At 64.2% G+C, this 20797-nt stretch carries 19 protein-coding genes; 8 read left to right on the top strand and 11 right to left on the bottom strand.

Features of this window, described 5'->3' with window-relative positions; all coding sequences use genetic code 11:
* Positions 1-249 precede the first annotated feature (249 nt).
* Both ACZ5XO_RS09035 and ACZ5XO_RS09030 read right to left on the bottom strand, forming a co-directional pair.
* On the bottom strand, positions 250-1992 hold the full coding sequence (locus ACZ5XO_RS09035; RefSeq protein ID WP_412876149.1) for an ATP-binding protein: 1743 nt from the start codon (positions 1990-1992) through the stop codon (positions 250-252).
* The gene (locus ACZ5XO_RS09030; RefSeq protein WP_412876150.1) at positions 1989-3041 is read right to left on the bottom strand and encodes an SIR2 family protein; all 1053 of its coding nucleotides are present in this window, start codon (positions 3039-3041) and stop codon (positions 1989-1991) included. The genes ACZ5XO_RS09035 and ACZ5XO_RS09030 overlap by 4 nt, the downstream gene beginning before the upstream one ends.
* Positions 3042-3587: 546 nt before the next feature.
* Here ACZ5XO_RS09030 and ACZ5XO_RS09025 point away from each other — a divergent pair.
* Positions 3588-6974, top strand: a complete 3387-nt coding sequence (locus ACZ5XO_RS09025) for an autotransporter outer membrane beta-barrel domain-containing protein (protein ID WP_464162036.1) — start codon at positions 3588-3590, stop codon at positions 6972-6974.
* Between the two features lie 186 nt (positions 6975-7160).
* Here the strand turns inward: ACZ5XO_RS09025 and arsH are convergent, their stop codons facing one another.
* The 5 genes from arsH to ACZ5XO_RS09000 are packed head-to-tail and all read right to left on the bottom strand — an operon-like array spanning position 7161 to position 10194.
* On the bottom strand, positions 7161-7907 hold the full coding sequence (gene arsH, locus ACZ5XO_RS09020) for an arsenical resistance protein ArsH (protein ID WP_464162035.1): 747 nt from the start codon (positions 7905-7907) through the stop codon (positions 7161-7163).
* Positions 7907-8344: an arsenic resistance N-acetyltransferase ArsN2 gene (gene arsN2 / locus ACZ5XO_RS09015; RefSeq protein ID WP_464162034.1), complete on the bottom strand. Its 438-nt coding sequence runs from the start codon at positions 8342-8344 to the stop codon at positions 7907-7909. Before arsN2 ends, arsH begins: the two co-directional genes overlap by 1 nt.
* A complete protein-coding gene (arsB, locus tag ACZ5XO_RS09010) occupies positions 8344-9429 on the bottom strand; it encodes an ACR3 family arsenite efflux transporter (protein ID WP_464162033.1) in 1086 nt (361 codons plus the stop codon). The genes arsN2 and arsB overlap by 1 nt, the downstream gene beginning before the upstream one ends.
* The gene (arsC, locus tag ACZ5XO_RS09005; RefSeq protein WP_464162032.1) at positions 9429-9851 is read right to left on the bottom strand and encodes an arsenate reductase (glutaredoxin); all 423 of its coding nucleotides are present in this window, start codon (positions 9849-9851) and stop codon (positions 9429-9431) included. The genes arsB and arsC overlap by 1 nt, the downstream gene beginning before the upstream one ends.
* A 7-nt stretch (positions 9852-9858) precedes the next feature.
* Positions 9859-10194: an ArsR/SmtB family transcription factor gene (locus ACZ5XO_RS09000; protein WP_464162031.1), complete on the bottom strand. Its 336-nt coding sequence runs from the start codon at positions 10192-10194 to the stop codon at positions 9859-9861.
* A gap of 169 nt (positions 10195-10363) precedes the next feature.
* Between ACZ5XO_RS09000 and ACZ5XO_RS08995 the strand changes: the two genes are divergently transcribed.
* Positions 10364-10972, top strand: a complete 609-nt coding sequence (locus ACZ5XO_RS08995) for a tyrosine-type recombinase/integrase (RefSeq protein ID WP_464162030.1) — start codon at positions 10364-10366, stop codon at positions 10970-10972.
* A 93-nt stretch (positions 10973-11065) separates the two neighbouring features.
* On the opposite strand, the gene ACZ5XO_RS08990 is transcribed toward ACZ5XO_RS08995, so the two are convergent.
* Positions 11066-11311, bottom strand: coding sequence for a hypothetical protein (locus ACZ5XO_RS08990; protein WP_464162029.1), 246 nt, complete (start codon positions 11309-11311; stop codon positions 11066-11068).
* A 585-nt stretch (positions 11312-11896) separates the two neighbouring features.
* On the opposite strand from ACZ5XO_RS08990, the gene ACZ5XO_RS08985 reads away from it, so the two are divergent.
* Both ACZ5XO_RS08985 and ACZ5XO_RS08980 read left to right on the top strand, forming a co-directional pair.
* Entirely contained in the window at positions 11897-12586 is a 690-nt protein-coding gene (locus tag ACZ5XO_RS08985; RefSeq protein WP_464164890.1) for a VIT1/CCC1 transporter family protein, read from the top strand.
* A gap of 328 nt (positions 12587-12914) precedes the next feature.
* Complete coding sequence (locus ACZ5XO_RS08980; RefSeq protein WP_464162028.1) at positions 12915-14315, top strand: alpha/beta fold hydrolase; 1401 nt, start codon at positions 12915-12917, stop codon at positions 14313-14315.
* Between the two features lie 29 nt (positions 14316-14344).
* Here ACZ5XO_RS08980 and ACZ5XO_RS08975 read toward each other — a convergent pair whose 3' ends face one another.
* Positions 14345-14701: a hypothetical protein gene (locus ACZ5XO_RS08975; RefSeq protein WP_464162027.1), complete on the bottom strand. Its 357-nt coding sequence runs from the start codon at positions 14699-14701 to the stop codon at positions 14345-14347.
* Positions 14702-14929: 228 nt separating this feature from the next.
* Here ACZ5XO_RS08975 and ACZ5XO_RS08970 point away from each other — a divergent pair, with 228 nt between their 5' ends.
* The gene (locus ACZ5XO_RS08970) at positions 14930-15556 is read left to right on the top strand and encodes a site-specific integrase (RefSeq protein WP_464162026.1); all 627 of its coding nucleotides are present in this window, start codon (positions 14930-14932) and stop codon (positions 15554-15556) included.
* A 337-nt stretch (positions 15557-15893) separates the two neighbouring features.
* On the opposite strand, the gene ACZ5XO_RS08965 is transcribed toward ACZ5XO_RS08970, so the two are convergent.
* A complete protein-coding gene (locus ACZ5XO_RS08965; RefSeq protein WP_464162025.1) occupies positions 15894-16061 on the bottom strand; it encodes a hypothetical protein in 168 nt (55 codons plus the stop codon).
* Between the two features lie 924 nt (positions 16062-16985).
* Here ACZ5XO_RS08965 and ACZ5XO_RS08960 point away from each other — a divergent pair.
* Entirely contained in the window at positions 16986-17228 is a 243-nt protein-coding gene (locus ACZ5XO_RS08960; RefSeq protein ID WP_464162024.1) for a hypothetical protein, read from the top strand.
* A 198-nt stretch (positions 17229-17426) separates the two neighbouring features.
* On the top strand, positions 17427-18581 hold the full coding sequence (locus tag ACZ5XO_RS08955; RefSeq protein WP_464162022.1) for a serine hydrolase domain-containing protein: 1155 nt from the start codon (positions 17427-17429) through the stop codon (positions 18579-18581).
* Positions 18582-18691: 110 nt separating this feature from the next.
* Here the strand turns inward: ACZ5XO_RS08955 and ACZ5XO_RS08950 are convergent, their stop codons facing one another.
* Positions 18692-19672, bottom strand: coding sequence for a DUF2268 domain-containing putative Zn-dependent protease (locus ACZ5XO_RS08950; protein ID WP_464162021.1), 981 nt, complete (start codon positions 19670-19672; stop codon positions 18692-18694).
* 103 nt (positions 19673-19775) lie between these two features.
* Here ACZ5XO_RS08950 and ACZ5XO_RS08945 point away from each other — a divergent pair, with 103 nt between their 5' ends.
* Complete coding sequence (locus ACZ5XO_RS08945; protein ID WP_464162020.1) at positions 19776-20738, top strand: MurR/RpiR family transcriptional regulator; 963 nt, start codon at positions 19776-19778, stop codon at positions 20736-20738.
* Positions 20739-20797 lie beyond the last annotated feature (59 nt).

Genomic DNA, 20797 nt, shown 5'->3' with positions numbered 1-20797 from the left:
TTCCGATGTCGGTCGCATCGTGCGAGATGGGGCTGGCTATGAGCGGACGACATGGATGATTCCTGTTCGGCTTGACCATTTCAGGTTGTCGCGGCGCGCGCAACGCCGTCCGCTAGCACGCCCATCGACCGCCGCCGTCTGCCCTCTTCCCCCGCGACCACGCCGGCGCGCCAGTGTCCGCTCTTGGCGCTTCCAAGGCATTCGTGACAACTCGCCAACCCGCTAGCGAATCCGACGCAGGCCGACGCACTATTTAATAAGTGTCTGTCGCCGCCAGCTTTCCACGGCCTTGTCCAGCGCCGCGGCGCTCTTGTCATCCGACCAGCGATCCCAGAAGTCGATCGTGCCGCTGAGCGGCTCGTTGTCCGGCTTGGCGATCCGGATCCGCGTGGGCAGTAGGATGGCGTCGCCAACGACTAGAGCCTCGCCGGTGTCGAGCACGGGCAGCAGGTCTCCGAAGCCGCCGAGACTGTCCGGCAACAGCCGGCGAACCACCGCCTGATCTTCGCCGTTGGTGAGGCGCATGGCGATGAGGTTGTTGCACTGGCTGACGACCGTTCGGCTGACCTCGGCCGGGCGCTGGGTGATGACGACCAGGCCGACGCCATATTTGCGGCCTTCCTTGGCGATCCGCTCGAATGTCGCGACGGCGTTCTCGGCGGCGCCGGATCCTGCTTCCTGCGGGATGTAGAGGTGGGCCTCGTCGCAGAAGAGGGCGACCGGGTGCCGCGATCCGGAGGGGAGCCATTGCTGGATCGAGAAGGCCAGGCGCGCGACCATGCCGACCATGAGCGGCAGGATGTCCGAGGGGACCTCGGAGAAGTCGATGACCTTGACACCGCCCTTGCCGCCCTTGGCGGACCTACCGCCGAGCAGAAGCTCCACGACCTTGTTAAGCCAGTCGTAGTCGTCCGCGATCCCTGTCGGCGGGAAGAGGAAGCCCAAGCGTCGATCCGTCTGCTTGCCTTCGAGCCGCTGCATGAGCCGACTGAGCTTGCCGTGGAAGTCGCCCTGCTTTTCCTTCCCCGGTGACGCACCCGGCACCATTTCGGCGTTCAGCCGCTCTAGCTCCTCGAACACCGCAGCGATGTGGAACGGGACCGGGCTGTCGATGGTGAAGTTGGCCAGCACCTCTTTATGGCCGCCGCTTGTGAGGAAGTCCTTCTTGGCCTCGACGATCGTCCGCGACATGACCATGGCCTGGTTCGGCGCGTTTTGGTCCGACCGGTCGACGAACATCGACTGGAGCGCTTCGTAGCTCATGAGCCAGTACGGCAGGTGCAGCACGCCTTCCGCCAGTCCGCGAGCGGCTTCGATATCCGCTGGCCCCGCGATACGCAGGTGGACGAAGCCATCACCCGCCATGGCCGCGTACTCGCCGTGCATATCGAACACGATGGCGTTGGCGCTGGACAGTTCGGCGACTTGTTCCAGCAGTCGGGCCGTTGTCCAGGACTTACCGGAGCCGGTGCTGCCGACCACGACGGCGTGGCGCTGGAACAGCTTGTTGCCGTTGATGAAGGCCTCCGCCTCAGCATCTAGAGTGTAGGTCCCCAGAGACAGGCGTTGGCCGGTCGCCGTCACTGCGGAGATCACCCCCATGAAGCGGGTGAGCCGCTCGCCCTCGAGCGCGAAGCAGCTCGCGTCGATCTCGGGCACCGTCTCCAGGGTGCGCCGGAACACATTGGGCCGTCCGCCCACGAGATCGATCAGGGTGCCGATCAGGGTGATCTTGACGAGGTTGATCTCGGGATGGACCGCATCCGTTTTCTCGAGATCGCCGGCCTTGCTTTCCTCGACCGCGGTGCGGGTGATCTTCTGGATGATCCCGATCAGCTTCTGGCCCGCCAAGCTGCTCTGCAGGGCCACCAGCCGGTTGACTTGGAGGGACCGAAGCGAGTCGATGTCGTCCACCCGCACCACGACCGTCGCCGTGTCCACGGACAGCACGCGTCCGAGTGCGTCGCTGTCGCTGAAGTCGAGAATGCTCACGCCTGTACTCCAATGGTCATGTCGAGAAATGCGGAAAGCCGCCAGGCTTCCAGGTGCGGCACGTCGAAGCCGTCCGGGTGCTCGTGGGTGTAGAAACGGCTTCCCGAGCCGGCGGCCTCGATGGCGAGGTACTTGCGGCACTTCCCGCCCTTGAGGAAAGCCTTGGCCGTGTCAGTCAAGTCTCGCGTGACGACCACGAGCGGGACGGAATCCGTGTTGCATCGCTCGACTAGCTTGGTCTGAAGATGCTCGTCATTGAACCCGTAGCCAACGCACAGATAAGAGCGCGCGCTCTCCAAGGCGGTGTCCGAGCAGGTGAAGATGGTGCGGAATGGCTCGCCATGGGCCAGACGGTATTTCTCGAGACCCGGCGTGATCATCAACGGCGTGAATCCGGCGGGCGTGTGCTCCATCTGGGGCAGGGCGATGATGCCACCATCGGCGTCTTGGAACCAGTCAAGCGACCCGTGGACCTTCCAGACCTTCACAGTCCGGACCTGTTGGCCATTGGGCATCAGGCGGGTGTCCGCCTCTCTGGCTCTCAGTTGCAGATGACCGTGATTGAAACCCGTGAAGACGGCGAACTCCACGGCGTCGGCGGCGTACTCCGCGAGCCGATCGTAGTTCGGCGTCACGACATTCAGGGTCTTATGCGTGCTCGTGAACAGATGTTTGTACAGCCGCGACAACGGCAGGTGACGTCGATCGGAAATCAGGCCGACAAGGGCTTGGCGATCGGAAGGGAAGAGAAAGGCCCGCGTCGCTTCGGCTACAAACTGGTTCTGTCGCGGGCTTGGTCTCACCGCGCCGAGCGCTGTCTCCAGGTCATCGCCCTTGGCGAGGTTCGCGAGAAAGCCGTTCCACTCATCCAACTCCCCGGTCGACCATGCAGCCGGCACGCTGAGTGATGCGAGATGCTTACCCAACCGATCCATGCCGGGAACACCGTGCGCCGCCGATGCGCCGCTCCCCAGGATGATCACAGGAGTCGCGCTCAACGCCGCTTGGGCGAACAGGATCGCGGATTCAGTCGGTGTTGTCGCGGCCACAAACGCCCCCAAGCCTCACAGCAGAAAACCATTAGAGGTTGCGGTTTCATAGGCAAAGTATATTTCAGGTTTAGTGGTTCTCAGCCCCGTGCCCCGCCCCTTAAGGCCGATACGACGTCCGCTTTATGCACATGGCCGGAAGTCCGCTTATGGCGCACCGCAGACATTGGGTCACCCCGATGCCGGCGGGCCAAGGCTGCCTTATCCCTCGGGACGAAGGGGTTCGGGCATGGTCCCATCTCGGGTGTGTCCTGGAACGCTAGCCAGCTGTCGATCAGGCAAACCTTTGAAGACGCTCAACGTGTCCGCTCCCCAGACAGTGTGCCGGGCGCGAGATGTCGGATCCTCGAACACGATCCTCACGTGCCCCCAATCAAGCGCTCGGGGCTGCCCCAATGGGGATCTGTATTCACCAAATGAATGGCCGGCTGCGCGGAGACGCTGAAGTTTAACTAGATATTCTTGCCGTATTTTAACGCTTTCGGCCGAGTGCCTTCCGCTACGTCCGCTTCTGATTGAGAAGGTCCGCGGATAAGGAGTTCGCGATTGCGTGCAGCCCGTGTGGAGACGCCGGTTTCTTACTCCGGCTTTGGTTTCGTTGACTCGCGGAAGAAGGCGCTCTTGAGCTCAGCCTGCCGCTACCGCGCCATTTGGGCTGCAGCGGCGGCGGCGTTGCTGCCCTCCACGCAAGCGTTCGCTCAATGCGCAGATGCGCCAGCGGCGCTCAATGTCGCCTCCGGCAGCTGCGCCGATCCTGCGTTCACCGTGCGGCAAAGCGCAGACGCCGCTCCCGTGGTCGAGGTCTCCGGCTCCGGAACCTACAGCGGCGTCTCCATCGATCTTTCCGCGATTGGCAGCGGCCACGGCATGCGCGCGACGGGAAGCGGAATGATCACCCTGATCGGCACGCCATCGGATGGCGCCACGATCAGCACCTATGGCGACGGCGGCCATGGCCTCTATGCCGATGGCGGGGGACGGATCACCGGCAGCTATACGTCGGTCTATACGAATAGCGTCGGAGCCCATGGCGTCGAGGCGATCGGGACGGGTAGCAGCGTCACGCTGACCGATAGCCAGGTGAACACGGTGCTCGACAACGCGCACGGCGCCTATGCGTCCGCAGGCGGGAGGATCGTCTTAACCCGTACCGGCGTCACGACCTCCGGCGTGGGCGCCTCCGCCGTTTTCGCGGATGCCGGGGGCTCGATCACCCTCAACGACTTGAGCACGTTCAGTTACGGCGACGATGCCCCAGGCGCGGTCGCCTCGGGCGCCGACAGCAGCCTCACCCTGAACAACACCTACGTAAACATCTACGGCAACGGCAGCGCTGGGCTACTCGCGGTCGATGGGGGAATGATCACCGTCAGCGGCGGTGCTATCGCGACCGGTGATTATTACGGCGGCACGATCATCGCCAACGCTCCGGGCATGCTTGCTCGTGGCGTCGGCAGCCGCATCCTAGTCAGTAATGGCGCGAGCATCTCCACCTATGGCGCAAACAGCAGGGGCGTATGGGCCGAGGCCGGAGCCAGGATCGACTTCGCGGGCTACGGCATTTTCACCTATCAGCCCAACTCCACCGGCGCGGTGGCGAGCGGGGCGGGCAGCACGGTCACTCTGACCGACACCATAGTCCGCGCGTCCGGCCCTTCCAGCGCCGGCCTGCTCATCACCGACGCGGGCGAGATCATCGCGACCAACACGGAGATCACCACCGGCTACGGGGGAGACGGAGGCAGCCAGCCGGTTCTCCAGTTCCCGAGTGCCGAGAGAGGGTTGGAGGCCCATGGCGCGGACGTGATCGGGGCCGGCAGTCGACTGCAAACGAAGAACGCTGAGATCACCACAAACGGCGATGGCGCCATCGGCGTCAGGGTCAGCCAAGGCGCCTCCGCCGTGATCGTTGGCGGCTCAATCACGACCAATGGCGTCAACACAGCCGCGCACGGCATCGCCGCCATCAATGGCGGCGGACTCGCTGTCTCTGGCGCCAGGGTCGCGGTGAGCGGCGCTGGATCGTCGGCGATCCACCTCGCCGGCAGCGCGTCGAGCACCGTGTCGATCACCGGCGGCAGCCTGAGCGCCGCCAACAGCGCGCTCATCCTCGCCGAGGGCGGGACGGGAGTGATCTCGATCGGTGGCGGCGCCGCGCTCGCCCCCGCCGTCGTGAACGGTCAGCTCCTTCTGGCGCAAGTGAGCGAGGATGCAGGGGGTGCGGCGAGCGACCTGACGCTGAACATCGCCGACATGCCGTCGCTCAGTGGCGACATCGTCGTCGACGCCTCGGTTCTCGCCTACAACCTGAGCAACAGCAGCTGGACCGGCGATCAGCGCCTGACCGGCCCCGGAAGTGCAACTGGCGCTAGCCTGACCGCTTCGCGATGGACGGGCGACCTGCTCGCCGATCCCGGCAACACCGCTGACGTAGCTCTGAAGCAGGGCAGCCTCTGGACTGGCCTGGCGCAGAACGCAACCGATGTCGCGATCGACGCCGGCAGCGCCTGGAACGTGACCGGCGATTCCAGCGCGACCGGCGCAGTGAGCAATGCCGGTGTGATCCAGTTCCTGGTGAGACAGGACGCCTACAGCACGCTGACGGTCGGCAGCTACGCGGGCGCCGCCGGGAGCCGCATCGGCTTCAACACCTATCTTGGCGCCGACAACTCGTCGACCAACCTGTTGGTGATCGATGGCGGCCAAGCCAGCGGCACGACGACCGTCCTCGTCAACAATACCGGCGGCCCAGGCGCGCAAACCGTGGCGGATGGCATTCGGCTGGTGCAGGTGACCGGCGGCGGCGGCACGACGACCGACGCCTTCACGCTGGGCCAGCGCGTCGTGGCCGGCGCCTATGAGTACCAGCTCTTCCGCGGTGGCGACGCCGATGCGAGCGACTGGTTCCTCCGGTCTCATCTCAAGGGCGCGGATCCGAGCGGGCCAGACATTCCGCTCTACCGTCCGGAAGTGGCGCTCTATGCGCCAATCCCCGGGATCGCGCGACAGATGGGTCTGTCGACCTTGGGGACGCTGCATGAGCGCGTCGGCGACGAAGAAAACCTGCGTGGCTTGGTGGAACCGCGGGCCTATGTGAACGGCGCCTGGGGACGCCTGTTCGGGGTGCGGTTGAGCAACCGATGGAGCGGGATGGCGGATGCGCGCGCCGATGGTGATCTGGTCGGCTTCCAGACCGGCTTCGACATCTTCCGGCGGACGACGGGCAGCGGCCACCGAGACCATGCTGGCCTGTATGTGGCCTATACCGACTACGACTCGTCGATGCGCGGCTTTGCGCTCGGGACGCAGAACCTGGCGGTGGGCCGTCTGCTGACGGATGGCCCTTCGGTCGGGGCCTATTGGACGCATTTCGGCCCGACCGGCTGGTATGTCGATTCCGTCTTGCAGCAGAGTTGGTACGACATGGAGGCGACCTCCCTCTATGGCCCCGGAATCTCGACCCAGACGATCGGATACACGGCGTCGCTCGAGACCGGCTATCCCATCGAATTTCGAGAGGGCTGGCTGATCGAGCCTCAGGCGCAGATCGTCTACCAGGATGTGTCGGTGGACCGGACGCAGGACCAGTATTCGAGTGTGGACTGGAATGAGGGGGCGGCCTGGACCGGGCGGCTTGGGGGGCGTCTGCAATACACTCGGCGCGACGACCACGGGACGCTTTGGCAGCCCTATGGACGGATCAATCTCTGGCATGCCTTCTCCGGCACCGACAGTGTGTTCCTGGGGCAATCTTCCCCCGCCATCGAAAACCGGTTTGGCGACACGGCGCTGGAAGTCGGTGGAGGTCTCACCGCACGTGTGAGCACGAACGTGAGCGTCTACGGTCAGGCCAGCCACCGTTGGACGGTCGATGGTGACCGAAGCCGCCAGACGGCTACCGCGGCCGCTTTGGGCCTCCGCATGAACTGGTGAAGCGTGGGGTCACGCGACGCTGTGGACGAGGAGCTCCCGTTGGAATTCGCCAGCCCGTCGTCTGCGGTTGCCGCGCGAATGTCCCCAACGGCGCGGCGACGCTACCCAGCGTAGCCGGGAAAGGACTAACTTCTCCGCAGAGCTGATGTCCGCTTCCCGCCGACAGTCCAATTTCGGCAAATGGCGCTATGCCGACCTGATCGCGATGGCGGACAGGTCATTGGCTGCATCGACAGGCGTGCCTGAGGCTCTCCGTTCGGAATAGCGATCCACCAACTGGCCGGCATGGGCGCGGGTCGGGACAGTGAATCGCACCAGTTCTTCCATCACGTCGACAATACGATCGTAGTAGCTGGACGGCTTCATGCGGCCGTCGTCGTCGAACTCCATGAAGGCCTTGGCGACGCTGGATTGATTGGGGATGGTGATCATCCGCATCCAGCGGCCGAGCAGGCGCAGGGTGTTGACCGCGTTGAAACTCTGCGAGCCGCCGGACACCTGCATGACCGCCAGGGTGCGGCCCTGGGTCGGGCGCATGCCGCCCATGCTGAGCGGCAGGTGGTCGATCTGGAGTTTCATGATCCCGGAAATCTGGCCGTGACGCTCCGGGCTGCTCCAGACCATGCCTTCGGACCACAGGGCGTGTTCGCGCAATTCGTGGACGGCGGGATGGTTGTCGTAGTCGACCTGATCCGTCAGCGGCAGGTCGGACGGATCGAAGATGCGCGTCTCGCAGCCCATGACGCGCAGCAGGCGCGCGGCCTCCTCGACGGCCAAGCGCGAGAAAGAGCGATCCCGCGGCGAACCGTAGAGCAGCAGGATGCGCGGCGGATGATCGTTCGGGCCGAGGCCCAGAGCGGGCTGGCTGGACAGGTAAGCCGGGTCGAGCGCGGGCAGATGGTCAGGATCAGGCAGGTCGCGAAGGCGGGTCATTAGGGACGCAACTCCTTGAACATGAAAGCCGCCGAGGCCGGGCACAGGGTGCTGAACTGCCGGGAGGCGGCGATGGCGGCCGGCGCCGCCGAACGCGGCAGGACGACGTAGCCTTGTCGCTGGAAGAAGGCGGTCGTCGTGGTCGTGAGCAGGTAGAGGGCGGTCGCCTTCTGTTCGGCCGCCCTGGCTTCCAGCCACGAGAGAGCCTCCGCGCCCAGGCCGGCGCCGCGACGGGCGTCGACGACGACCATGGAGCGGATCAGAACGTCGGGACCAATCTGCTCCAGCCCGCCGTAGCCGATCAGTCCGGCATCGTCCTCGAAACGAAAGAAACGACGGCCGGGCTCGTGGAGATCGTCCGTCGGCAGCCCGGCGGCCTCCAGCGCGGCGATCAGGTCGGGAGTGGGCTCGGGCAACTCCACGGCGTTGAAGCCCATCAGCAGGCGTCCTTCATCGGGGCGCTCGCGGTGAAGTTGCGGCGGCCCAGCCACAGGGCGACCGAGACCAGCAGGATCAGCACGGGCACCTCGACCAGCGGACCGATGACGGCGGCGAAGGCGACCGGCGAGGCCAGTCCGAAAGCCGCGATGGCGACGGCGATCGCCAGTTCGAAATTATTGGAGGCGGCGGTGAAGGCCAGGGCCGTGGTGCGCGGATAGTCGGCCTCGATCAGCCGCCCCATCAGGAAGCTGACCACGAACATGACCAAGAAGTAGATCGTCAGCGGGATGGCGATGCGCAGGGCGTCCAGGGGCAGGGCGACGACCTCGCCGCCCTTCAGGCTGAACATGGCGACGATGGTGAACAGCAGGGCGGTCAGGGTGATCGGCGCGATGCGCGGCAGGAAGCGCGTCTCATACCAGTCGTTCCCCTTCCTCGCGGCCAGGGTGCGTCGGGTCAGGAAGCCGCCGAGGAAGGGCAGCCCCAGATAGACCAGGACGGCGCCGGCGATGGTCCAGACGCTGACATCGACCACGCTGCCCTCCAGCCCGAACAGGGGCGGCAGCACGGTCAGGAACAGCCAGGCGTAGAGACTGAAGAAGGCGATCTGGAAGATCGAGTTGAAGGCGACCAGGCCCGCCACATACTGGTTGTCGCCGCGCGCCAACTGGTTCCAGACCAGCACCATGGCGATGCAGCGGGCCAGGCCGATCAGGATGACGCCGGTCATGTATTCCGGCTGATCACGCAGGAAGACGACCGCCAGGGCGAACATCAGCACCGGCCCCAGCACCCAGTTCTGGAACAGGGACAGGGCAAGCACCCGTTTGTCGGCGAAGACGCGCGGCAGTTCCTCGTACTTCACCCGCGCCAGGGGCGGATACATCATCAGGATCAGGCCGATGGCGATGGGGATATTGGTCGTCCCGATTGACAGACCGTCGATCCAGCTGGGAAGCCCCGGTACAAGCGTGCCCAGCAGCACGCCCAGCGCCATGGCGGCGAAAATCCACACTGTCAGCCAGCGGTCCAGGAAGGACAGGCGGCGCTGCGGCTGTTCAGTAATCACGGCGTCGACCATCAGCGGACCCTCCGGCCCTCGGCGTCGATGACGACTTCGCCGTCCTCCTTGGTGAAGGGTTTCAGCCCCTCCGACGGCAGGAGGTCGAGAACCGCCTCGGACGGTCGGCACAGCTTCGCGCCCAGCGGCGAGACCACGATCGGACGGTTCAGCAGGATGGGGTGCGCCTCAATGGCGTCCAGCAGTTGATCGTCGCACAGAGCGGGATCGCCGAGACCCAGTTCGGCGAAGGGCGTGCCCTTCTCGCGCAGAAGGCTGCACAGCGGGACGCCCGTGCGCTCGCCTAGAGCCATCATCATGGCGCGGCTGGGCGGCGTCTTCAGATATTCGATGACGTGCGGCTCGATCCCGACGTGGCGGATGAGAGCCAGGGTGTTGCGCGACGTCCCGCAGGCGGGGTTGTGATAGATGATGACGTCCATGATGGCCTCAGGCGCGGCAGGGCGAGAGTTCGGCCAGCAGCGGCTCGCACAGTTCGGCGCGGCCTTGGCAGCAGTCCTTCAGCAGGAAGACGACCAGCGTTTGAAGGCGACTTAGGTCGGCGCGGTAGATGATTGACCGGCTACGGCGTTCGGAACTGATCAGAGCGGTGCGAGACAGAACCCCGAGATGCGCCGACATGGTGTTGGCCGGGACCGCCAGGGCGTCGGCGATCTCCCCGGCAGGCAGGCCGTCGGGTTCATGCTGGACCAGCAGACGGAAGGTCTCGAGCCGCGTGGGTTGGGCCAGGGCGGCGAGGGCGAGGATGGCGGTTTCTGATTCCATAATTCCAAAATAATGGAATTGTAGATGTCGTCAACCAAAGCTGGTGGGCGATCTGTCAGACGTGAATGTCAGTTTCCAGGCTAGGTCCCTATGTCCGGTCCTGGCGCGGAACGGCTATCAAGAGCTTAGATAGATCCGGACAGTGGGGCGACCTCAATGGAGGTTGGCCATGCGCCAGTCTGACCTTTTCATCCCTCAGAAACGTCCATGGAACGCCGGCCGATTGATTGGCCCCAAGGCGCCGCTCAAGCCAAAGCACATCTGGGCTATTCGACAGCAGCTTAAGGTCGCGAAGAGAGTTCGGGACCTTGCCATGTTCAACTGCGCCCTGGATTCCAAGCTACGCGCCTGTGATCTTGTCAGGCTCCGTGTCAGCGACGTGGCGCCGGGCGGCGCCCTTCGTCAGCGTTCAATCGTCATCCAGCAGAAGACAGGGAGACCAGTGCCCTTCGAGATCACCGAGCCAGCGCGCGACGCGATCGCAGCGTGGTTGAAGCTTCGTGCGCACCGTGAAAATGACTGGTTGTTCCCAAGCCGTAGTCGCCCGGGGCAGCACATCGGCACTCGGCAATATGCGCGGCTCGTTGATAAGTGGGTTCGAATGATCGATCTCGAACCGCAGGGCTATGGAACTCATAGTCTGCGACGTACAAAGGTGGCGCTCGTCTACAAGAAAACCGGCAACCTTCGCGCCTGTCAGCTTCTACTCGGCCACCGAAAACTCGAGAGCACGGTTCGCTACCTGGGCATAGAGGTAGACGACGCCTTGGAGATGTAAGAGCAGATCGACCTGTGACGTCATGCCGGGCTCGCAAGCGGGCCCGGTAAACGTCGCCTAGGAGTCGAACACGGAAGGTGGACCTGTGGGGGCCTAGGCGGCCTTCTCTGCCTGCGCGATCTCACGCTCCAACAGATCGCAGAGGCGGAGGGCCGCATGCGCATGTCGATGTTCTCGCGCCTCTGAGTCGAGGTCTGAGAGAATATGCTCACTCAGCCTTCGCAGGAATCCATCAAGGGCGTCAGCTTCAACCGGGTCCTGTCGAGCCAATGCCCGACAGATGATTAATTCCAGCACGTCCAGACGGGCGCGCATGACTTCCAGTTCGGTGCCTTGCACGTCGATCCCTCAGATGAGGCGTCAGGCTCACACTATCGAACGCCGGTGTCTAGCGGTTCCATCCCTTGAAGAGTCGCTGGCGTTCTCCAGATAGCGACCGCCTTCAATCTTCACTGGAGATGCTTCGATGCGAACCGTCGTTGTTGAACCCTTTGGCGAAGCCTGGGCAGTCCATGTAGACGACATGGAGCCCCAGCTGTTTGCGCGCAGACGCGCAGCGGAAGACGCCGCGAAAGATATTGCCGAGAGACTGAGCGCGACAGGCGATCACATCGAAATCCACCTGTACTTGAGGAATGGCGAAAGGGTCGCACGCTTCCTATGCCTTCCGCCGGTATCGCCGGAGGACTCGCCCCATCTAGTCGGAGGAAGCTTGCTGGCTGTCGCAGCAACGGCGGACGAAATAGCCGCATAGACATTGAAACAAGAAAGGCCCGCTTTCCGAAAAGAGCGGGCCGTTTCAATTCCCAGGATATCAAACCCGGCGCCTCCTACAAGCGGATCCCGTAAGCCGATGAGGTTGAGTGACCTTGCCTCTCTCGCTCTTTCAGCGTCTGCTGGGTTTTCGATCTGGAGATGAAGACGATGGCCCACCGGGAATCTCACCGGGTCGATCGCATAGGCTGGCTGCGAGCTGCGGTGCTGGGCGCCAACGACGGTCTGGTCTCGACAGCGAGCCTGATCGTGGGTGTGGCCGCCGCTACCCCGGGCCACGGATCGGTCGTGATTGCAGGAGTCGCTGGCCTCGCCGCCGGCGCCATGTCTATGGCCGCCGGCGAATATGTCTCCGTCAGTTCCCAGTCGGATACCGAAAAGGCTGATCTGGCGCGGGAGACGTCCGAACTCGCAGGTGATCACGAGGCTGAAGTACGCGAGCTGGCCGGGATCTATGTCGCCCGGGGCGTGACGCCCGATCTGGCGACAGAGGTCGCGAAACAGATGATGGTGCGCGACGCCCTCGGCGCTCACGCCCGCGACGAACTGGGCATCTCTGAGATCACTACCGCTCGCCCCATCCAAGCGGCACTTACTTCCGCCGTCACCTTCTCAGCCGGAGCCGCCCTGCCTCTCCTGGTAGCGGCGTTCGCGCCCATGACAGAACTCGTATTCTGGGTCGCGGGATCAGCGCTGGCGGGCCTGGCACTGCTGGGCGCGCTGGGCGCCAAGACTGGAGGCGCGCCCATTGGACGTTCCGTCGTGCGGGTCGTCTTCTGGGGTGCCCTCGCCATGACCATCACTGCGGGGGTGGCCCGCCTATTCGACGTCGCCGCCTGACCCAAGCGCCACTTAGAGTTCGATGGAACTTTATGAGCCATCCTTCTCAACGACTGCTTAGGGCCGGTTTGCGAAATAGGCCTCGCGCCTGAAAGCGGACTTCCAGCACACACGCGGAATGTCGGGCTTCGGGCGGAGTCCGCGTGACCGCTTCTGGCGCACAGACGATGTCATCTCGCCGCCTTGAGCTGGTGGAAGGGGCCTGTGAATCCGGGGGGGGGGCAGCGCAGCCCGTATTGCGGAAACTTAATGCGGCGGGGTGCATCTGTCGCCCAAGCTCGAAGGCTCTCCACTGACGGCATGAAGGTCGTGCCCGGGGGGATCCAACATGTCCAAGACTATTTACAGCGCCGGCGTATGGTTTGCCCTTGGCTGTCTGATCGCGGGGCCGTCGCACGGCGTCACCATCGCGGAGGAGCGGTTCGTCCCTTGCGCCGATGCCGCCTTGTCTGGACTGGCGGGCAGTGTCTGCGCGACCACCAGCCTGCCGCTGCAGCCGGAAAAGCCGGACGCGGGCGCGGTGGAGCTGTTCATTCGGAAGATCCCGTCGATCAGCGCGCCGGCGACCGGCCAGGTCTGGCTGATCGCCGGCGGTCCCGGGGAAAGCGGGGCTTCCTTTTATCCGTTCCTGGACACATTCCGCGCCGCGTTCCCGGATCGCGACCTCATCATTCCGGATCATCGCGGCACAGGCTATTCGACCAGGCTCTGTCCCGCCGAAGAGGCCGCAGAGAGCTCGGGGGGGCACGCCTTGGCGGACACCGAGTGGGGCTCATGCATCGGTGCAATGTATGCCGACCCGGACCGTACCCACGCGTTCACGGTCACGAACGCATCCCATGACCTTTCGGCGCTCATCACCCGGTACCGAGGGGAGGGGTCCGTCAAGATCTACGGCGTCTCTTACGGGACACAGCTTGTTCTGCGGATGCTCCAGACCGCGCCGGTGGCGCTCGACGGTGTCATCCTGGACGGACTGGTGCCTTTGGAATCGTCCTCGGACCTGGATCTGAGCCATCGGACGGTGGTGGTGGACAAGGTCGGTCGGAGCCTGCTCAGCGCCGACCAAATCCAGATCTACGAGGCGCTTCTCGCCGATCCGGACCGGAAGGCCCTCTGGGCAGATGGCATACCGCGCGGAGACCTGCGCCAGTTCCTGGCGGCGCTGCTGAACTTCCCCCAACTACGAGACCAGATCCCTAGGGTGATCTCCGCCTTGAGCGAGGGGGATACATCTCCGCTGCTGGCTGTCCGCAGCGCATTGGCGGCGGAGTTCGATCAGTTGGGGCGATACCCGCAGTCCTCGCCCGCGCTGCCCCTGGTCATTCTGATGAATGCGTCCGAAAACAATGGGCGGCGGAGTCTGACGGCCGAGGATGTGGAGATCGAGGCGCTTGACGCGCTTTTCACAAGCCCGCTGCCGGGGCTGCTCGTCGGCCCGTCCGCGCCGCTCTACGAGCGGGATGTCTACTACGGCCGAAGCCCTACAGCCTTGCCGCGCACGCTGGTGATCCACGGTACGATGGATCCCAATACGCCTTATGAAGGGGCCGTCGACCATGCCGCGAAACTGGCCGGGGTCGGCGAGGTGACGCTCGCAACCGTGGAGTCGGGCGCGCATATGTTGCCCTTTGCGGCGCCCGAATGCTTCGTTCGCATCGTGTCCGCCTTCAACGCCGGAGCAGAGGTTCCGGGCGCGTGCGATTCTCGGCATCAGACGGACGACTGAACGCCCGGACGACGCGCATGGGCGCGCTGTCAGCGAGCTCGTTCACCATGCGGCCAGAACAGGCCGTAGGCCAAAGCCAAAAGCAGCACGGCTTGCCCAGCGTGCAGCCCGTTCACGGTCGTGCTGCGGCCGCTCAGGGAGCCAAGCAGCACGACGCCCGCGAAGGCGAAGAAGATGGCCTTGCCAGATCGCCACGGGAGCAGGGTGTTCATGAGGCGCCAACTGGCGATCATGCCCAAGCAGGTGGAAACGGCGGCCTCGATCGCAAAGCGAGGCCAAGCATAGCCCATGGGTCCGAGCATGAGCGAGACAAGCCAGCCCACGCAGAGGGCGGCCACGATATATGTCGCGACGGCCAAAGCGCCGGCCGCCACGTTGCGCGCCACCGACAGACTTCTGTGCTGGAGGGGGGCGATGACAGAGCTCGCAAAAGAGGGTGCCGGTCAGATGCAGTATTCAGGCTGTTGAGGCAACTGGCGTCCACCGCGGGCCGGGGCTGTCTGCGCGCCATGTCCGGTTTGCGGATATGATCCGACGTCAGCTCGTGGCGCGGAACGGTTATCAAGAGCTTAGAATAGATCCAGACAGTGGGGCGACCTTAATGGAGGTTGGCCATGCGCCAGTCTGACCTTTTCATCCCTCAGAAACGTCCATGGAACGCCGGCCGTCTGATTGGCCCCAAGGCGCCGCTCAAGCCAAAGCACATCTGGGCCATTCGACAGCAGCTTAAGGTCGCGAAGAGAGTTCGGGACCTTGCCATGTTCAACTGCGCCCTGGATTCCAAGCTGCGCGCTTGTGATCTTGTCAGGCTCCGTGTCAGCGATGTGGCGCCGGGCGGCGCCCTTCGTCAGCGTTCAATCGTCATCCAGCAGAAGACAGGGAGACCAGTGCCCTTCGAGATCACCGAGCCAGCGCGCGAGGCGATCGCAGCGTGGTTGAAGCTTCGTGCGCACCGTGAAGATGACTGGTTGTTCCCAAGCCGGAGTCGCCCGGGGCAGCACATCGGCACCCGGCAATATGCGCGGCTCGTTGAAAAGTGGGTTCGAATGATCGATCTCGAACCGCAGGGCTATGGAACTCATAGTCTGCGACGTACAAAGGTGGCGCTCGTCTACAAGAAAACCGGCAACCTTCGCGCCTGTCAGCTTCTACTCGGCCACCGAAAACTCGAGAGCACGGTTCGCTACCTGGGCATAGAGGTAGACGACGCCTTGGAGATGTCAGAGCAGATCGACCTGTGACGACATGCCGGGCTCGCAAGCGGGCCCGGTAAACGTCGCATAAGGGTGGGTAGCGGACGTGCGGTCAATGAATCGAGCGAACTGGCGAGCGGGCGATCCCCCAATCATACCCATCAAAGTTCCGCCCAAGGCCAAGTCAGAAGCGGGCTGAAATCGACCCGGACCCGAACTCTCGAAGGGGCGCAGGGTCACGCCACGGTTGCGAGCAGCGATCTTGTCCGCTCCCAGAGCATGATCACGCCCAGGACGGCGAATACACCTGTTGCGATGATGAGCAAGAAGACCAGTCCGGCCTCTGGTCGCTTTTCCATTTCACCCCCCGTGTCGCCAGCGCAGCCTAGGGTACGCGATAATTAATCACATCGGGCTGGACGGTGAAGCCTGATCGCACGGCAAGAGCCGAGGCGCTTTCAAAGGTGGCCATCATGTGGGTGGGCCGCCGCTTGGGCCTGCCGTTCACTAGCGGCGCATACTCGTACCAGATGCGATCCGGCCGATCAGGCATCAATCGCCTGCAACGAAGAATGACTGCTTCCACCATAGCGCCCTCCCCATCGGAGAGGCGATTTGGCGGGGCAAAACCGATGGTTTTCAGCTCGCGTTCTACCGTTGATCGGCAGGCAGAAAGCAGTGGCACATATCCCCTGGCTTATCCATCGTTTGATGCCGGAGGCGGGTGAAGCCGAGCAATCGCCTCCTCCTGTTCAAGGATTAATGCAGCGAGCGCCGCTCGGGCGCGATCGTGGGACACGGCCCGCGAAAGTCGAGCATACCTGTCCCGCTCTTTGATGAAGTCCTCACAGGCGATGCACATGCGAGCGCAACACCTGTGAGCATTGGCGGTTCAGGCCGCCCGAAAAGAAACACCCCCGCAACCTGAACTGGAGACCATCATGGCCTATCGCCTTGGTGCGCAGAAACCGGCTCCACGACTTCTCAGGACAAGATCGAATAGACCCGGACGCTATGGGGCGAATGCGGTCTTGGGCTTCGGCGTCGAAAGCGAACTTTGGCGTCCAGGCCAGAAAGAACGAATAGTGTCGGGTTAAGTCAGAAGTTATGCTATGGTTCGTGCATCGTAGGCCAAAATATTCGGGCGCCAGCGACTGGAAGAGATCGGTACCGCACGCCGCACACTCCCGCCTGAAGGCAGGAGCTGTCTTATGAACCTCTACCGCATATTTCGCTTTGGTCTGGCGAGCGAGCTAATCGGCGTGACTGAAGTAGACTGTCTGTCAGACGAATGCGCCGTTGCGGAAATGGCGTGTTCTCGCCACGCCGCTCCAGCGCTCGAATTGTGGCAGGGCCCACGGCTGCTCGCGCGCACATCCTTTTCATACAGCTAGTCGTCGTTTCGGCGCCGGGAAGCCTTCTGGCTCCGACATTTTTATCGGGCGACCGGCCCAAGACCGGCCAGCGGAGCAGTGCAATGACCACCATGAAACTTCACGAGATCACGGCGCGGAAGACCCCCGTCGGACATCACCCCATCACCATGGCCGCGGAAGTGGTCGCCCTTCTTCCACTGGGGGGGCGTCGAGTTCGGCTGGCGAACGGCCACGAGTTGGATGTTCTCCGGGCGAGCGGAAGATCACCAGAGGTCAGCCTGATCGGCGACGTCGTGGATGTAATGCTAGGTTCGGGCCAACTGCTCGGCTGGCGTTTGGCGTAAAGACGCTCGATCTTGAGTCAGGGTGAAGTCCCCAATGGGTCGTTTTCGGTCCTGGGCCTTAGCGCTGAATGCAAACTTAGGTCGTCCAACTGGCATCCGGCAGCGCCTTTTGGCGAGGCGCTGTTCGTCACGATAATGGCCGCAACCTGACTCAAGCTTCACTTGAGGTGAGGACGGACCGCTCTCTAGGCTGCGGTCATGACCCGTATAAAGCATAGTCTTACCGCCGGCGCATTGGCCTCATTGCTTCTCGTATCGCCCGTGGCGGTCCTTGCAGCAGAGCGACCTGATTTCGCGCCTCTCGAAGCGCAACTCGTCAAGGCGTGCGAGGCTGGTGAATTTTCCGGGGTGTTCGCTTTGGCGCGACGCGGCGAGATGCTGTTCCAGCATGTCTGTGGCCAGGCCGACCCTGTCAACGACGTCGCCAACACACCCGAAACGCGGTTCAAGATCTTCTCGACCAGCAAGTATCTGACGGCCATTGCCATCCTGCGCCTGTGCGAAAACGGCGAGATGGATCTCGACGCTCCGATCAGTCGCTATCTCGCCGATGCGCCTTCGAGCTGGGCCGGCGTCACCGTGCGTAACCTGCTGAACCACACCTCGGGCCTGCCGGACCTGACGGAGGCCATGCTGGCGCGTTTCAGCGTTGATCACCCGACGGCGATGAAGGCGGTTCTGATAGATCTCCCGGAGGACGCCACCCGCCCTCTGGAAGAACCTGGCGAGAACTTCCGCTACAATAATTTCGGTTTCGAGCTTCTCGCGCACGCAGCGGCTGCGGCCCGGGGAGCGCCCTTTGACCGCGTTCTTGATGAACTGGTGCTCAAGCCGGCCGGCATGACGACCGCCAGCGTGGAAGCGCCCAACATGGTCGCTGGTCACCCGGTGGCGGTGCAGGAAGAAGGTTTGGCCATCGGATTTAACGGGGCGCCCGGCGCTCTTGCCCACGCCCAGAACTGGGCCTTTATTCAACTTGGCGCGGGGGCGGTTCGCGCCAGTCTTGCAGACATGCTTGCGCTCGACCGCGCCCTGGATGAAGGCCGATTGCTGAAGCCGGAAAGCCTGACCGAGATGCGCGCTGCGCCGGTCGTGAGCCGGGAGGGCAAGGCTGTGGTGGGCGCCAAGGGTTATGGGCTGGGCGTGGTGGTTTCTTCGGCGGCTGGTCAGACCATGGTCGGGCACAGTGGCGGCACTAACGGCTATATCGCCGACTTCGAGCAACTGCCGGATCAGGACGCCGTGCTTGTCATTCTCACCAATCGGGGATTTACCCGCCTCCAGCCTCTTCGTGAGCAGGTCGGGCGGGCTTTCTCGGAAGTTCCTGCAGGCGCGACCGCGGCCGGTGCGTGAAGCAGCAAAGGTCCCGCAACGGGTCGTGAACCGAAGTTCGCCTGGGATGGGGAGGGCGGATATTCGCGCCATGTAGTGCAAGGCGGCCGGGAATGCGCCGCCTGCGTCGCCTATTCGTCGAAATAGCCCGAGGCGTCGACGAAGGCCTGGACCGCTGCCTGGTCAGCGTAGTCCAGTTCCAGCATGGTCTTGATCGCCAGGGCCTTGTCCGCCGCCAGCTCGTAATAGCGATGCGTGATCGCATACCCGACGTAGTAGCCCAGGTCGGCCACGCCGAAGGCGTTGTTTATCCCGTTGTACAGCCAGCCGCTGTAGTCGTTCTCCATCATGTCCTTGCGGAAGGCGACCTTGATCGTCGCGTCGTTGGCAGGGCCGTAGGCGACATAGGGCAGGTCAGGCAGGCGGCCGGCGGCCTTTTCGGCCACGAAGTCGGCGACGCCCTCATAGACGGCCTGGCCCAGCAGGGTCTGTCGCTCGCCGTTCTGCTGGGTGTGCACGAACTCGTGGGTCGCCAGCAGGTCGAGGTTGTCCAGCGGGCGGCTGGCGAAATAGGTCCCGAAGAAGCGCTGGAGGCCCGGCGGCATCTGGGAGACGTCGACGCTGTCGTCGCCCGCGGCCATCTCGACGCCGATCAGCACCTTGTCCCCCTTGGCGGTCCCGGCCGAGCGCAGGGCGCCGATCTCGAAATAGACCCCGGCTGGACGCAGGTCCGGGTATAGGGCGTGCAGGCGGGCCAGGTGGCCTTCCAGCCGATCCAGCGCCCCGGCGGCCAAGGCGGTGCGCGGCCGCACCGTGTCCCAGTATTTCGGATAGGCGCGGATCGCGTTCAGATAGGTGTCGGCCGTATAGCCCTTGGCCTCCATGAAGGCGGCCAGGCCGGGCGTTCCCTGGTCGATGTAGAGGCGCTGGAACAGGTCGCGCTGCTCCGCCGGGTCCTGCGTCGCCCGCACGGCGTCATATGCGATCCAGAAGCGGGCGACGTCGTCGTCCGTAACCCGGACCGCCGACGGCGAGGCCGGCGTCAGGGCCGTGGCCGGCAGGGCTGTCGCCAGAAGAACGAGGGCGGAGACGGCGGACAGGATGATGCGCATCGGGTTTCCCTGTTGGCTCGCCGTTCGTTCGCGGCGATGCATGGCGGCCGTATGAAAGAAAACATGCATCATGTATACGTCGATGCATGATAATTATCGTCGCATGCCCGAAACGAACGGCGCTACATCCATGGTCGTGACCGCTCCCGATCATCCGCCGGCCCCGATCTTCGACCTCATCACCGAGCGCTATCTCGGCCTGAGCGCGGGGCATCGGCGCGTGGCCGACGTCATCCTGTCGTCTCCGCATGAGGCGGCCTTGATGACGCTGAAGGACCTGGCGGAGGCCGCCGTCGTGTCCGAGGCGACGGCGAACCGCTTCGCGGGCCGGCTGGGCTTGCCGGGCCATCCCGAACTGAAGCGGCTGCTGCACGAAGATCTGCGCGACACCTTGCGGTCGATCGAGAATTTCGGAGACGTCATCGCCGAGGCGCGAACTTCCGGCGATCCCTGGCGCCTGTCGCTGGAGGACGACGCCGCCCGGCTGCGACGCATCGCCCCCCTAGGCGGCTGGGGAGAGTTCGCCCGGGCTTCGTCGCGTCTGGCCGGCGCGCGCAGGGTCTATCTGGTCGGCTTCGGCAGCAGCGCCTTCCTGGCCCAGTACGCCCAGTTCTGCCTGTCGGCCCTGCGGCCCGACTGTCATGCTCTGGTCGACGGGGCCGGGCTGGAGGGGGCGAAGCGGCGTCTGCTCGACGCCGGGCCGGAGGACGCCGCCCTGCAGATCGCCTTCGCCCGCTATTCCGAGGCGACCCTGACCACGGCCGTCGTTCTGAAGGAGCAGGGCGTGCCGGTCATCGGGATCACGGACGGTCCTGATTCTCCGCTCGTTCCCTTCTGCGAGGTCGGCATCGTGGTCCCGCGCAAGCCGGGCTTCGTCCTGTCCGGGGCGGGGGCGGGTGCCGTGGCCGCGATCGACGCCCTGCTGCGCGGGACCGCCGACATCCTGGGCGAGCAGGCCGTGATGCGGCGCTCGGCCCGCCTGACCTCCCTGCTCGGCGACGCTGTGATCACGCCGCGCCCCGGACCGCCGTCAGCGGTCCGGGGCGAAGAAGCGGGCGGGCGTTAGGTGAGGCAGCAGAAAATGCTGAACCGATGTCAGCAATGGGTCGAGCCCGGCCATAGGCG

This window comes from Brevundimonas sp. T2-11, assembly GCF_055397675.1.
This window is presented reverse-complemented; position numbering and strand designations above follow the sequence as displayed.